We start from the raw sequence: 13,465 nt of genomic DNA, 5'->3' as shown, positions 1-13,465 counted from the left end.
GGCGGCTCAGCTCAGTGCGAACGCATCGCGGGTGAGGTTTTCCGGCGCGTCATCCGTGCACACCACGTCGTCCTCGATGCGGATGCCGCCGTATTGGCGGAATGTGTCGATCTTCGCCCAGTCGATGTCGGCGGCGAACGGCTTGTCGCGCAGTTCGGCCAGCAGCATGTCGATGAAGTACAGGCCGGGTTCGATCGTCACCACCATCCCCGGTTCCAGCACGCGGGTCATGCGCAGGTAGGGGTGGCCGTCCGGGCGCGCGATCGTGCCGCCGCGTTCGCTCTGCTGGAAGCCGGCGACGTCGTGCACCTGCAGGCCGATCGGGTGGCCGAGGCCGTGCGGGAAGAACGCGCTGCTGACGCCGGACTCGACGGCGCTGTCCGCACTCATGCGGATGAAGCCATGCTCGCGCAACACGCCGGCCAGCACGTGATGGGCGTGGATGTGCAGCTCGGGGTAGCTTTGGCCGGCGCGCACTCTCGCCACGAAACCCTGCTGGGCCGCGTCGACGCTGTCGATCAGTGCCTGGAATTCGGCGGCCTGCGGCGCGGCGTAGGTGCGCGTGATGTCGCTGGCGTAGCCGGCCGCGCTGGCGCCGGCGTCGATCAGGAACGAGCGGCTGTGCGCCGGCGGCGTGCGGTCGAAATTCGTGTAGTGCAGCACCGCGCCGTGTTCGTTGAGGCCGACGATGCTGGCGTACGGCAGTTCGGCGTCGATCTGGCGCGCGGCGGCGAGGTAGGCCAGGTGGATGCCGAACTCGCTTTCGCCGGCGCGGAACGCGGCCTCCGCGGCGCGGTGCGCGCGCGTGCCGATGCGGCTGGCCTCGCGCATCAGCGCCAGTTCGTACGGGGTCTTGTACGAGCGGTACCAGTGCAGGTAGTCGAGTACCTGTTGCGGGTTGTTGATTTCCACGCCGTCGATGCCGGGGCAGGCCGGCGCGATCACCGCGCGCTTGCCGGCCGGCAACTGCGCGACGGCTTCCGCTGCGCTGCGCACGATGACGATGTCGAAGTGCTCGACCCAGTAGCCGTGCGGCGCTTCCGGCACCACGTGCCAGTAGTCGTGCGGCTGCACGAACACCAGCTTCGGCTTCGTCCCCGGGGTGTACGCGATCCAGCTGCCCGGCGCGTCGGTCAGCGGCAGCCAGTACTTGAAGTGCGGGCTGACCACGAACGGGTAGTCCTGGTCGTCGAGGAATTTGCGCAGCGGCGCGCCCGCGGCGATCAGCAGGTGGTCGAAGCCGCCCAGCGCGAGAGCCTGGTCGGCGCGTTCGCGCACGGTGGCCAGATGCTGCGGATACGACGAAGCGAGTGAATCGTGCATGGAGACTCCTGTGCGGCGGGCTGCCTGCTGCCGGATGCTCAGCGCGTCGTGATGACGGGGCAGTGTTGCGGGCCGCTTGCGCAGAGCCGGAACAGCCGGTGAGGGTAGAGGAAGGAAGCGGGCCCCCATCATGCCGCGCGGGCGCCGCCGCGGCCAGCGAGGCGTCAGGCCTGGCTCAGCCAGCTGTCCAGCCGCGCGGCATCCGCGTCGGTGATCGCCACGATGCGATAGCCCGCCCAGATCTGCCCCGAGCTGGCGGCCGCTTCGTGCCATTGCTCCTGGATGCCGACTTCGATCGGCTGCGCCTGGGTCAGCAGCCGGCCCGAGCCGGGCAAGGTCATGCTGACCTGATAGATCGCTTCGCTGCGCGGCGCCTGAGCGATGATCAGCAGCATGCCGGTGCTGGAAAGGTTGCCCAGGTGGCCGATCGGTTCGCCGCTGATCGTATCGGTCACAACCGCGTTGATGGTGGCGCGCTTGCGTTCGGCGCGGCGCTGGTTGGGGGTGCTCATCGGCGTGCTGCCTCCGGAGAATGGGGGCGACGTGCCTCGGCCGACATTCGCAGGCTGCCGGTGAGGCTGCGCCAGGCGCGATCGAGCAGGCTCTCCGGTTCGGCCGGTACCTCGCACGCGCGACCGCTTGCCACTTCATGGGCCAGCTGGGCCAGGGTCATTTCCTCGCCGCGCTGGCCGCGCCGGCTGACCAGCAGGCAGCGGCCCGACATGGGCGAATACCAGGCCAGCTTGCGCCGCGCGATCTGCCCGGTGGCCGGCTCGATGAACTCGAACCAGCTGCCGAACGGCACGTGACGCAGGTGTTCCTCGATGCGCCGTTCGCGGGGACTCGGCTCCGGTGCCTGCACTGGCGCGGCATGCGCCGCCGGTTCGTGCTGGACGGACTGCTGTTCGCCCAGGCGCTGATGCTGTTTCAGGCGCAATGCCAGATCGGTGGCGCTGGGCAGTTCCACCGCCGGGTCAGGCTTGCCGGCGCCGAGCAGCCGCTGCGCGACCTGTACCGATTCCTCGGCGTGCATGCCGATCTGCTGCAGGCCGGACTCCACTTCCACCTGCAATTGCAGGCGGTCGTCCACCGGCAGGCGGCCGAGCAACTGGTCGGTGATCGCCAGCTGCGAGCGGAACGCGTCGCTGTCCTCGCCATGCCGCAACAGGGTCAGCGCCAGCACATCGGACCAGGCGCGATCGAGCAGGGCACGCAACAGGCCGCGCGGCGGCGATTGCGCGAACCGTTCGGCCATCAGCTCGCCGGCGCGGTGACGCGCCTGGTCCAGCCGTTCGCGCCCTTGCGCCGCTTCCACGTGACGCCGCTCGGCCGATTGCGCCTTGCGCGTGAGCAGCGCGAGATGATGTTCGATGTCAGCCAGCAAGGTGGTGTAGAGGCCGGCGCTGGGAGCCTCCTGGTTGGCGCGGCTGACCAGTTGTTCGAGCTTGGTCGCCAGCGGGCGGTTGCTCTCGTCGTCGCTGCCGTCGAGCCAGTCGTTCGCCGTGGCGGTCACTGTGTCCAGCAGACGGCGCGCCGGGTGTTCGCGCTTCTCGAAGAAGCCGTGATCGGCCACCGCCATGCGCAGCACCGGCAGTTGCAGGTCGCTGAGCAGGCCATGGGCATTGCCGCCATGCTGCAATTGCTGGCCGACCTGTTCGAACAGCCGGGCAACCAGTTCAACGGTGTCGCCTTGTTCGCCGCTCAGCTGGGTGCGCGGGGCGTCCGCCGGTTTGCCGATGTTGAGCTGGGTCAGCAGTTCCTCGCGCAGCCGCGCGGCGCTGCGCAGTTCGCGGCTGGCATGATCGGTGACCTGGGCCAGATGCTGCTGCAGTGCGCCCAGGGCGAATTGCAGTTCGTCCTCGCTGGCGGCGCGGCCGCTCGGCTGTCCGGTGATGCCGCCCTGGCTGGCGCGCTGTTGCGCCAGCAGGTCGCGCAGCGATTCCAGTACCGCGATCGAACCGCCGTTGCCCGTTGCGGCGCCGGCCGCCGGCTGTGCGGGCTCGACGGCTGCGGCGGCCCCAACGGCTGCAGCGGCCCCGGTGGCGACTTGCGGCGGGCGCTTGCTGAGGCGCCGCGGGATCGGAATGCTGCGCAACTGGGGCAGGATGCCATCGGCCTGCCAGTGCGCATTGATGGCGGCATACAGCGGCCCCAGCGACTGGATCACCGACTGGTCGAAATGCTGCAGCAACAGCAGCTGGTGCTTCAGCGGCAGCGCAAGTTCGGCACTTGCCTGGTGGCATGCCTGCCCCAGTGCATGTGGCCCCAGCGGTAATGCCGGGCCTTCCAGCGGCGGCGCGCCGATCAGTACGGCCATCCGGTAGCCGAGCTCGTACAGCACGCCGCTGTGGCGCACCTCGCCACGGGAGCCCAGTTGCTCCAGCGCCATCGACAGCTCCTGCTCGACCGTGTCCAGCAGCTCCAGCGATTGCCATGGTTTTACATCCGCCGCGCTGGCGGCGGGCTTGCCGGCATCGGTGTCGACCTCGTTGATGGCGGCACGCAAGCGGTCCGTGAAGCGCTGCTCGAACGTGGTGCGATCCTGCAGCACCCGTTGCCGGCTGGCGAAACACTCCTGTTGCTCGCTCGAACGACGGGCCTGTTCGGCCAGCACAAAAAGTTGCCGCTCGAACTCGTCCAGGCAACGCCGCAGCGGCTCGTGCAGTGCCTCCAGGCACAAGGTGCAAGTGGCTTCGAGCAGCCGTTGCGTGCGCGCAGGCCAGCGCGCGCCGCCGGGCCGGGAGCCCTTGAGTGGCGCGGGCGAACGACGTCGATCCTGTCCGACATCCATGCAGAAAACCTGTTGATCCCCCGGAACGGCAAGTCTATGCCGGATGCGAAGGCTATGCCATCGCCGGCTCGGGCGCGCGTTGCAGCGGTTCAATCCAGAAAGCTGGCGATCACGTCGTTGAGGAACCGCTGGCCCAGCGTGGTGGTATGCAGCCGCTGCGGGTCGTCGTGCAGCCAGCCGCGTCGGCGGCCATCAGCCAGGGCCCCGGCGATGCGTTCGGCGGGCAGGCCGGTACGTTCGGCGAACGCGGCCATGGGCACGCCATCGACCAGGCGCAGCGCGTTGAGCATGTATTCGAACGGAAGCTCGGCAGCGGACACCACGCTGTCGCCGCCCACCCGCGCCGTGCCGCCGGGCGTTTCCATGTAGGCGCGCGGATGGCGCGTTTTCCAGCGCCGGTGCACGGTGCCCGTGGCCGCATCGCTGAGCTTGCCGTGGGCGCCGGCACCGATGCCGAGGTAGTCGCCGAACTGCCAGTAGTTGAGGTTGTGCACGCAGCGCCGGCCGGGCTGCGCATAGGCGGAGATCTCGTACTGGCCGTAGCCGGCGGCGGCGAGGCGCGCCTCGCAGGCTTCCTGCATGGCCCAGGCGTGGTCGTCGTCCGGCAGCGGCGGCGGGTTGGCGGCGAACGCGGTGTTCGGCTCAAGCGTGAGCTGGTAGTGCGAGATGTGCGTGGGCGCCAGCGCGACCGCGCGTTCCACGTCGGCCAGCGCGCCATCCAGGGTTTGCTGCGGCAGCGCGTACATCAGGTCCAGGTTGATATTGGTGTAGCCGGCGTCCTGCGCCGACTTCACCGCTGCCTCGGCCTCGCCGGCCGAGTGGATGCGGCCTAGCCGCTTCAGCTTGTCGTCGTCGAAGCTCTGCACGCCGAACGAGATGCGATTGACCCCGGCGGCGAGGTAACCGTCGAAACGGCCGTGTTCAACCGTGCCGGGGTTGGTTTCCAGGGTGATCTCGGCGTCCGCGGCCAGCGGCAGGCGCGTGCGCACGCCGTCGAGCAGGCGCGCGATCAGGTCCGGCGCGAACAGGCTGGGCGTGCCGCCGCCGAAGAAGACGCTGATGACGGGGCGACCCTCGATCGCCCCGGCGAAATCGGCGCGGTCGGCGTCCAGGTCGGCCAGCAGGTGGTCGATGTAATCGGCATACGGCGGCGGCTCGCTGCGCAGCCCGTGCGAGTTGAAGTCGCAGTACGGGCACTTCTTCACGCACCAAGGCATGTGGATGTACAGCGACAGCGGTGGCGCGACGAGGCTCATGCGTGGCGCAGTTCGCGCAGCCGCTCATGCATCAGCGCCAGCGCCTGGCCGCGGTGGCTGAGGCGGTTCTTCAGCGCGTCGTCCATCTCGGCCACACTCTGTTCGTGGCCTTCGGGCAGGAACACCGGGTTGTAGCCGAAGCCGCCGCTGCCGCGGCCTTCGGTGAGGATGCGGCCGTGCCAGCGTGCCTCGGCGATCAGCGGGGCCGGGTCGTCGGCGTGCTGCAGCAGCACCAGCACGCAGATGAAGAATGCACCGCGCTGTGCCGTCGGTACGCCGTCGAGTGTGCGCAGCAGCTTGGCGTTGTTCGCCGCGGCGTCGCCGTGGCCGCCGCTGTAGCGGGCCGAATACAGCCCCGGCGCGCCGTCGAGGTGATCCACGCACAGGCCCGAGTCGTCCCCCAGCGCAGGCAGGCCGCTGGCTTGCGCGGCGTGGCGCGCCTTGAGCAGGGCGTTCTCGACGAAGGTGAGGCCGGTTTCCTCGGCGTCGGCGATGCCCAGGCTGGCCTGGGGCACCACTTCGAGGCCGCTGTCGGCGAGCAGCGCGCCGAATTCCTTCAGCTTGCCGGGATTGCTGCTGGCCAGCACGATGCGCGACACCGGCTCAGCCCTGCGCCAACGCCGCGCGCTGCGCCGCGACGAGTTCGCCGATGCCCTTTTCGGCCAGCGCCAGCAGCGCATCCATTTCGTTGCGGCGGAACGCGTGGCCTTCGGCGGTGCCTTGCACTTCGATGAAACCGCCGCCGTCGTTCATCACCACGTTCATGTCGGTATCGCAGCCGGAGTCCTCGGTGTAGTCCAGATCGAGCACCGGCACGCCTTGGTAGATGCCGACCGACACCGCGGCGACCGCACCGACGATCGGGTTGCGCTTGAGGTTCTCGCGCTTCATCAGCAGGTTCACCGCGTCGACCAGGGCCACGTAGGCGCCGGTGATCGCCGCGGTGCGGGTGCCGCCGTCGGCCTGCAGCACGTCGCAGTCCAGCGTGATCACGCGTTCGCCCAGCGCCTGGCGGTTGACGCAGGCGCGCAGGCTGCGGCCGATCAGCCGCTGGATTTCCATGGTGCGGCCGCCCTGGCCGCCGCGTGCCGCCTCGCGCTGCATGCGGGTGTTGGTGGCGCGCGGGAGCATGCCGTACTCGGCGGTGATCCAGCCCTCGCCCTTGCCGCGCAGCCAGGCCGGCGCGCGATCCTCGATGCTGGCCGTGCACAGCACGCGGGTGTCGCCGAAGCTCACCAGCACCGAACCCTCGGCGTGGCGGGTGTAATGGCGTTGGATGCTGACGGTGCGCAGCTGGTCGCTGGCGCGGCCACTGGGGCGGTTGACGGAATTCATGGGGAGTGGCCGGATTGGGCAAGGTTGGACCGGAGAGTTTACCATTGCGCTCTTTCCCCACGTCCGGAAGGCACTGATGATCCGCAGCATGACGGCTTATGCCAGTGCCGAAACCACCGGCCCCGCCGGCACGCTCAGTTGCGAGCTGCGCACGGTCAATCATCGTTATCTGGAGCTGAGCCCGCGGCTGCCGGACGAGTTGCGCGCTTTCGAATCGCAGCTGCGCGAACGCGTCGCGGCCAAGCTGTCGCGCGGGAAACTCGACCTGACCGTGCGTTTGCGCGGCGGCGAGGCACGCGGCGATTCGCTGCACGTCGACACCGCGCTGCTGTCGCGCCTGTCCGAACTGAACCTGGACCTGACCGCGCTGTTTCCCGGCCTGCAGGTGCAGCTCACCGAACTGCTGCGATTCCCCGGCGTGCTGCAGCAGGCCGAAGTCGATCCGGAAGCGCAGCAGGCCGCGTTGTTCGAGGTGCTCGACCGCGCGCTGGATGCACTCACCGCCACCCGCGAGCGCGAGGGCGAGAAGCTGGGCGGGATCCTGCGCGACAAGCTGGACGCGATCGAACGCGTGGTTGCCGACGTGCGCGGCTGGATGCCGGAGATCCGCGCCGCGCTGCGCACCCGGCTGGAAACACGGCTGGCCGATTTGAAGCAGCCGGTCGAGCCGGGTCGGCTGGAACAGGAACTGGTGCTGCAGATCACCCGCACCGACGTCGACGAGGAACTCGACCGGCTCAGCACGCACATCGGCGAGACGCGCCGCGTGCTGGGCCTGGCCGAGCCGGTCGGGCGCCGGCTGGATTTCCTGATGCAGGAGTTCAACCGCGAGGCGAACACGCTGGGCTCCAAGTCGGTCGACGCGCGCAGCACCAATGCGGCGGTCGAGCTGAAGGTGCTGATCGAACAGATGCGCGAGCAGGTGCAGAACATCGAATGAGCAAGGGCATGCCGATCCCTGCCGCGCGGCGGCCTTCAACGCTTTCCGGCGAGTACCCCCTCATCCCAGTCCTCTCCCCCGGGGGGCGAGGCGACCAACGGGCTGCGCATCTTTATGTCGATTGAAGCAGGCACCTTGTTCGTGGTTGCCGCACCCTCCGGTGCAGGCAAGTCCACCCTGGTCAACGCGCTGCTCGAGCGCGAGCGCGCGATTTCCCTGTCGGTGTCGCACACCACCCGGCCGCCACGGCCGGGCGAGCAGTACGGACGGCATTACTACTTCGTCGAGCGCACCGAATTCGAACGCGAGATCGCCGAGGGCGTCTTTCTCGAGCACGCCGAGGTGCATGGCAATCTGTACGGCACTTCACGGGCCACGGTGCAGGAATTGCTGGCGCAGGGGCGCGACGTGTTGCTGGAGATCGACTGGCAGGGTGCGCAGCAGATCCGCCGCAGCAAGCCCGATTGCGTCGGCATATTCATCCTGCCGCCGTCGCGGGCGGAACTCGAACGGCGCCTGCGCGGCCGCGGTTCGGACAGCGTCGAGGTGATCGAGCGGCGACTGCTCAACTCGCGGGGCGAGATAGCGCATGCCAGCCAGTTCGACTACATCCTGGTCAACGATGTATTCGACGATGCGCTGGCCGATCTGCAGGCGATCGTGCGGGCGGTCCGCCTGCGTAGTGCGCTGCAGTGGCAGCGGCACGAATCGCTGATCAACGAGTTGCTCGCCCCGTAGGGTCGTGCCGATGGGCGATGCTCGCGCATGGCGTTGCTGGCGTGGTTCCATTACCTTGGTTTCCTTTTGTGGTCGCCCTTCATGACTCAACCTGTCCGCCTGCCGCCTGACGATCCCATCCTGGTGCGGATCCGCGGCCTGACCACGGTGCTCAACGGCAAGGTCATCTTCGACGCGCTCGACCTGGATATTCCGCGCGGCAAGATCACCTCGATCATGGGTCCCAGCGGCACCGGCAAGACGACGCTGCTCAAGCACATCACCGGGCAGATGCATGCCGACGCCGGCAGCATCCTGGTCAACGGCGAGGACGTCGCCGGCTTGTCGCGCGAACAGCTCTACAAGATGCGCGAGGGGGTGGGCTACCTGTTTCAGAATTCCGCTCTGCTGACCGATTTCGACGTGTTCGAGAACGTGGCGTTCCCACTGCGCCAGCACACCCGCCTGCCCGAGGTGCTGATCCGCAACCTGGTGCTGATGAAGTTGCAGGCGGTGGGCCTGCGTGGCGCCGCCCGGCTGATGCCGAATGAGCTGTCCGGTGGCATGGCGCGGCGGGTCGCGCTGGCGCGCGCGATCGTGTTCGATCCGATGCTTATCCTCTACGACGAACCTTTCGTGGGGCTCGATCCGGTAGCGCTGAACCAGGTGCTGAAATTGATCCTCACGCTCAATCGCACGCTCGGCATCACCAGCGTGCTGGTGTCGCACGAGCTGGCCGCGGTGGAGCAGATCGCCGATCACGTGATACTGCTGTCCAACGGCAAGGTGGTGGCGCAGGGTGACCCGAAAACCATCGCCAGCGATGGTTCGGCATGGACCCGGCAGTTCTTCGGCGGCGAGGCGGACGGTCCGATTCCATTCCGCTATCCGGCGGGCGACTACGCAACCGAACTGGGTTTTCCCGGGGCCAGGCAATGAACCAGCACGCGTCGCAGGGCAACAACGTGGTCACCCAGTCGCTGACCCAGATCGGCAACTGCGGCCTGTTCCTTCTGACCCTGCTGGCGGCCATTCCGCGCAGCTTCCGCTATGTGCGCGAGACGATCCGCCAGTTGTGGTTCGTCGGCGCGATGAGCCTGACCATCATCATGGTCTGCGGCTTGTTCGTGGGCATGGTGCTGATGCTGCAGCTCTACCACGTGCTGTCGATCTTCGGCGGCACCTCGGCCAGCGGCATGGTGGTGGCGTTGTCGGTGTATCGGGAGCTGGGGCCGGTGGTCACGGCGCTGCTGTTTGCCGGGCGCGCCGGCACCGCGATCACCGCCGAGATCGGCCTGATGCGCGCCACCGACCAGATTTCCGCGATGGAGATGATGGCGGTCGATCCGATCGCCTACGTAGCCACCCCGCGCTTCCTGGCAGGCCTGATCGCGATGCCGTTGCTGTGCTGCGTGTTCTGCGCGTTGGCGGTGTTCGGCGGGCATCTGGTCGGGGTGACCTGGCTGGGCATCGACAACGGCACGTTCTGGTCGAACATGACCGCCCAGGTCGACGTGCACACGGACATCGTCAACGGCGTGCTGCTGAAGAGCCTGGCGTTCGGCGCGGTGGTGTCGCTGATCGCCGTGTTCCAGGGCTTCACCACGCCGCCGACCAGCGAGGGCGTGGCCTATGCCACCACCCGTACCGTGGTCGCTTCGTCGATCGCAATCCTGGCGCTGGACTTCGTACTGACCGCTTTCCTTATGTGACTGTGACTGCCATGAAATCCATTTTGAACATCCGTATTCCAACGAGGATCGTGCCGTGAGCCAACCCAGAAGTTCCTATGCCGTCGGCACCGGCCTGTTCATCGTGCTGGGCTTCGCCGCGCTGGCCTACCTGGCCACCCAGACCAGTTCGGTGGCGAACGTCCACCAGGGCGAAAGCTATTCGGTGGAGGCGCAGTTCACCAACATCGGCCAGCTGAAGGAGCGCGCACCGGTAAAGATTGCCGGTGTGCGGGTCGGCCAGGTGCAGTCGATCACGCTGAAGCCTGGCCACGACGTGGCCGATGTGAAGCTGTCGATCGACCAGAGCTACAATCATATTCCGCTGGATTCGGTGGCGACGATCTTCACCAGCGGCCTGCTCGGCGACCAGTACGTGGGCATCGAGTACGGCAGTGCCAAACAGGCGGTGGCCGCCGGCGGCACGCTGGCGCGAACCAGGTCGACCCAGCCGCTGGAGGAAATGCTGGGCAAGTTCTTCGGCGCCGGCGGCGTGGTCGACAATGTCGGTGGCAGTTACATGGTCAAGGCCGATTTCAGCAACGTCGGTTCGCTCTCGGCCGGCGCGCCGGTGAAGATGGCCGGCGTGGTGATCGGCAACGTGGAATCGGTGCGCGCCGACCCGGTCAAGTTGAATGCCCAGGTGCGGTTGGCGATCGACAAGCGCTACAACGCCATTCCCGACGATTCGTCCGCCGCGGTGTTCACCAGCGGTTTGATCGGCACTCAGTATGTTGCGATCCAGCCCGGCGGTTCGCCCGACGTGCTCAAGGATGGCGACGAGATGATCCTCACCCAATCGGCCATGCAGTTGGAGGATCTGATCGGCAAGTTCCTGGTCAATGGTTCGTCCAGCGACAAGAAGGCTGCTGGCGACAGCAAATCCGACGCCCCTGCCGGCAAACACTAAGCCGTTATCGTTCAAGGAGTTACCCATGTTGCGCAATCTGGCTTTTGCCACCGTCATCGCCTTCGGCATCGCCGCCGCGGCTCCGGTGTTCGCCCAGGGCGAACCTGCCGTCGCGACGGCTGCTGCCCAGCAGACGCCGGCGCAGGTCGTGCAAGGCATCGCCGATCAGCTGGCTACGGCGATCGAGGGGCATCGCGAGGAGCTCAAGCACAATCAGGAAAAGCTGATCAGCGTCATCGACGAGGTATTCCTGCCGCATTTCGATCTCGACTACGCCTCGATCCTGGTGCTTGGCCAGCATGCCCGCGAGGCCACGCCGGTGCAGCGCGAGCGTTTTGCCAGGGCGTTCTACAACTCGATCACCCATCGTTATGCCGAAGGCCTGCTCAACTACACGCGTGGCCGGGTCAAGGTGCTGCCGTTCAATGGCGATCTCAACGACAAGCGTACCGTGGTGCGCACGCAGGTGGTGCTGGACGATGGCAAGCTGGTGTCGATCGATTACGCGTTCCGCAAGGGTCGCAGCGAGGACTGGAAGGCCTACGACGTGATCATCGAGGGGATTTCCTACGTAACCAACTATCGCAACCAGGTGGATGCCGAGATCCGCAAGGTGGGTATCGAGCAGTTGATCACCAACCTTGAGACCCAGGGCGAAAAGGCGCTGGCGACGATGGCCAAGGACAACAAGGACAGGCAGTGATCCGCATGCCCGGACCTGATCTGCGGCTGGACGCCGACACGCCGGGTACGCTGGGCGTGAGTGGCGTGCTTACTTTCGATACGGCCGCTGCGGCGCTGCAGATGATCCAGGATGCACTGGCAGGCGGCACGGTGGGTCGGCTCGATCTGGCCGGCATCCGTCATAGCGACAGTGCCGGTCTGGCCTGCGTTCTCGCTGTCACGGCCGAGGCCGGCCGTGGCGGCCGGGCGCTGCAGGTCGTCAACATGCCCGCGGGGATGCGGGTGCTGGCACAGGTCTGCGAGGTCGATCGCCTGGTGGGGTGAACGGCCCTGCGGCAAGACTCCGGGAGAGACAGGAAGGGGCCACGCGGCCCCTTTTCTTCAGCGAGGCAAGCCGCCCCTACGGCTTCTGGGTAGCCTGGTTCGGATGCGCGCTTTCCCATTGGTGCTGCTGATCCAGCAACTGTTCCGGATCGAAGTTCTGCTCATCCAGGCCCTGCATCTGCTGGATGATGTCCAGCGGCGGATTGCCATCGTAGATCTTGTACAAGCGCTGCTGCCGGTACGCATCGCGGATGAACACATAGGGATCGTAAGCGGACTGCAGGAAGCTCTCCGCATCGATCGCGCGCGATCGGATGGTGACCAGGTACATGAACTGCGGTACGTACTGCAGGCCGTTGTAGTGGTGGTTGTTGGCGAACAGGGTCAGCGGATCGAAGAAATAGCTGTCGACCGGCCTCTGCCAGATGTCGCGAGCGGTGCTCGGCCCGAGCAGTGGCAGCACCAGATAGTCGCCTTCAGGTGCGCCCCAGCGCGCCAGGGTGATGCCGAAATCGTTGTCTTCCAGCGGCAGCCCCAGCTGGCTGGCCGGGTCGAAAAAACCGCCGATGCCCAGCGTCAGGTTGACCAGGAAGCGGCCGGTGCTCTGCAGCGCCTGCTTCGGGCGCGCCTGCAGCAGATCGTTGGCCACCGTGACCGGCATGCGGATATTGGTGAAGAAGTCGCTGAACGAGCGGCGCACCGGTGGATTGGTGACCTTGCGATAACCCAGCGCCACCGGACGGATCACGGCCTTGTCCAGGGCATCGTTGAATTTGTATGCGCCGCGGTTGTACTTCTCCAGGGGATCGTCGGTACGCGGCTTGGCGATCGTGCAGCCGGCCAGCAATGCGATCGCGAGCACGGGCAACCAGCGGTTCAATGAGGTGAATCGATGCGGAGAGGGCATTGGTGCGGGGGATTCGCGTCGGGGACAGCATAAGTGTACTGTCTGGTTTTATATCATGCACGGACTTTGGCGCGCTTTCGCAGAGGCGTGCCATTCCGTGGCCAGCCCGCCATGATACGCGTCCCCGCATTGCCAGCAAAGCACCTGCTGGCTACACTGTCAGATCATATAAGTCATTTATTCTTTGAGGATTTCGCATGGCACGTATTACCGTTGAAGACTGCCTCGAGGTGGTCGACAACCGTTTCGAGCTGGTGTTGATGGCAACCAAGCGCGCACGCCAGCTGGAAAAGGGCGCCGAACCGGCCGTCAACCCCGACCACGACAAGCCGACCGTGCTGGCCCTGCGCGAGATCGCCGCCCGCCGCATCGACCAGGCCACGATCGATCAGATCGACAAGGCCGAGCGCGAGCGTGCCGAACGCGAAGCGCTGGAATGGGCGGCGGCCGAAGTCGACGACGACCTGTCCAAGGGCGGCGACGACTGATGGACGGCGGCTGCTGTAGAACGCCTGTCCGCCACGCCGGCAGATCCGGGGTGATGGACG

Annotated in this window: 15 protein-coding genes; 8 read left to right on the top strand and 7 right to left on the bottom strand. The window is 66.9% G+C overall.

What is annotated here, in order from left to right; genetic code table 11:
• Window positions 1–6: 6 nt before the first annotated feature.
• From pepQ to rph, 6 genes are all read right to left on the bottom strand, one after another.
• A complete protein-coding gene (gene pepQ, locus ACFPME_RS12545; RefSeq protein WP_377305799.1) occupies window positions 7–1,323 on the bottom strand; it encodes a Xaa-Pro dipeptidase in 1,317 nt (438 codons plus the stop codon).
• A 164-nt stretch (window positions 1,324–1,487) separates the two neighbouring features.
• On the bottom strand, window positions 1,488–1,835 hold the full coding sequence (locus ACFPME_RS12540) for a PilZ domain-containing protein (RefSeq protein ID WP_377305797.1): 348 nt from the start codon (window positions 1,833–1,835) through the stop codon (window positions 1,488–1,490).
• Window positions 1,832–4,114, bottom strand: coding sequence for a DUF1631 family protein (locus ACFPME_RS12535; protein ID WP_377305795.1), 2,283 nt, complete (start codon window positions 4,112–4,114; stop codon window positions 1,832–1,834). Before ACFPME_RS12535 ends, ACFPME_RS12540 begins: the two co-directional genes overlap by 4 nt.
• 89 nt (window positions 4,115–4,203) lie before the next feature.
• Window positions 4,204–5,370, bottom strand: a complete 1,167-nt coding sequence (hemW, locus tag ACFPME_RS12530) for a radical SAM family heme chaperone HemW (RefSeq protein WP_377305793.1) — start codon at window positions 5,368–5,370, stop codon at window positions 4,204–4,206.
• Window positions 5,367–5,969 (bottom strand): RdgB/HAM1 family non-canonical purine NTP pyrophosphatase, encoded by a 603-nt coding sequence (rdgB, locus tag ACFPME_RS12525; RefSeq protein ID WP_377305791.1) that lies wholly within the window; start codon window positions 5,967–5,969, stop codon window positions 5,367–5,369. The genes hemW and rdgB overlap by 4 nt, the downstream gene beginning before the upstream one ends.
• A 4-nt stretch (window positions 5,970–5,973) precedes the next feature.
• Window positions 5,974–6,705: a ribonuclease PH gene (gene rph, locus ACFPME_RS12520; protein WP_377305789.1), complete on the bottom strand. Its 732-nt coding sequence runs from the start codon at window positions 6,703–6,705 to the stop codon at window positions 5,974–5,976.
• A 76-nt stretch (window positions 6,706–6,781) separates the two neighbouring features.
• Here rph and ACFPME_RS12515 point away from each other — a divergent pair, with 76 nt between their 5' ends.
• The 7 genes from ACFPME_RS12515 (at window position 6,782) to ACFPME_RS12485 (ending at window position 12,010) form a co-directional block, all read left to right on the top strand.
• A complete protein-coding gene (locus ACFPME_RS12515; RefSeq protein ID WP_377305786.1) occupies window positions 6,782–7,645 on the top strand; it encodes a YicC/YloC family endoribonuclease in 864 nt (287 codons plus the stop codon).
• Between the two features lie 114 nt (window positions 7,646–7,759).
• Window positions 7,760–8,383: a guanylate kinase gene (gene gmk / locus ACFPME_RS12510; protein WP_377305784.1), complete on the top strand. Its 624-nt coding sequence runs from the start codon at window positions 7,760–7,762 to the stop codon at window positions 8,381–8,383.
• A gap of 81 nt (window positions 8,384–8,464) precedes the next feature.
• Window positions 8,465–9,301 carry an ABC transporter ATP-binding protein gene (locus tag ACFPME_RS12505; RefSeq protein WP_377305782.1) on the top strand — a complete coding sequence of 279 codons (837 nt, stop codon included), beginning with the start codon at window positions 8,465–8,467 and terminating at the stop codon, window positions 9,299–9,301.
• The gene (gene mlaE / locus ACFPME_RS12500) at window positions 9,298–10,074 is read left to right on the top strand and encodes a lipid asymmetry maintenance ABC transporter permease subunit MlaE (RefSeq protein ID WP_377305780.1); all 777 of its coding nucleotides are present in this window, start codon (window positions 9,298–9,300) and stop codon (window positions 10,072–10,074) included. The genes ACFPME_RS12505 and mlaE overlap by 4 nt, the downstream gene beginning before the upstream one ends.
• A 55-nt stretch (window positions 10,075–10,129) precedes the next feature.
• A complete protein-coding gene (gene mlaD / locus ACFPME_RS12495; protein WP_377305778.1) occupies window positions 10,130–11,002 on the top strand; it encodes an outer membrane lipid asymmetry maintenance protein MlaD in 873 nt (290 codons plus the stop codon).
• A 25-nt stretch (window positions 11,003–11,027) separates the two neighbouring features.
• On the top strand, window positions 11,028–11,705 hold the full coding sequence (locus tag ACFPME_RS12490) for an MlaC/ttg2D family ABC transporter substrate-binding protein (RefSeq protein WP_377305776.1): 678 nt from the start codon (window positions 11,028–11,030) through the stop codon (window positions 11,703–11,705).
• 5 nt (window positions 11,706–11,710) lie between these two features.
• Window positions 11,711–12,010 (top strand): STAS domain-containing protein, encoded by a 300-nt coding sequence (locus ACFPME_RS12485; protein ID WP_377305774.1) that lies wholly within the window; start codon window positions 11,711–11,713, stop codon window positions 12,008–12,010.
• Window positions 12,011–12,086: 76 nt separating this feature from the next.
• On the opposite strand, the gene ACFPME_RS12480 is transcribed toward ACFPME_RS12485, so the two are convergent.
• Window positions 12,087–12,917: an MlaA family lipoprotein gene (locus ACFPME_RS12480; protein WP_377305772.1), complete on the bottom strand. Its 831-nt coding sequence runs from the start codon at window positions 12,915–12,917 to the stop codon at window positions 12,087–12,089.
• 197 nt (window positions 12,918–13,114) lie between these two features.
• Here ACFPME_RS12480 and rpoZ point away from each other — a divergent pair, with 197 nt between their 5' ends.
• Window positions 13,115–13,405, top strand: a complete 291-nt coding sequence (gene rpoZ, locus ACFPME_RS12475; protein ID WP_007509529.1) for a DNA-directed RNA polymerase subunit omega — start codon at window positions 13,115–13,117, stop codon at window positions 13,403–13,405.
• Window positions 13,406–13,465: the final 60 nt, after the last annotated feature.

This window comes from Rhodanobacter umsongensis (assembly GCF_042654965.1).
In the GTDB taxonomy this organism is placed as follows: Bacteria; Pseudomonadota; Gammaproteobacteria; order Xanthomonadales; family Rhodanobacteraceae; genus Rhodanobacter; species Rhodanobacter umsongensis.
Note: the sequence above shows the minus strand (reverse complement) of the source record. Positions and strands in the feature narration are given on the sequence as shown.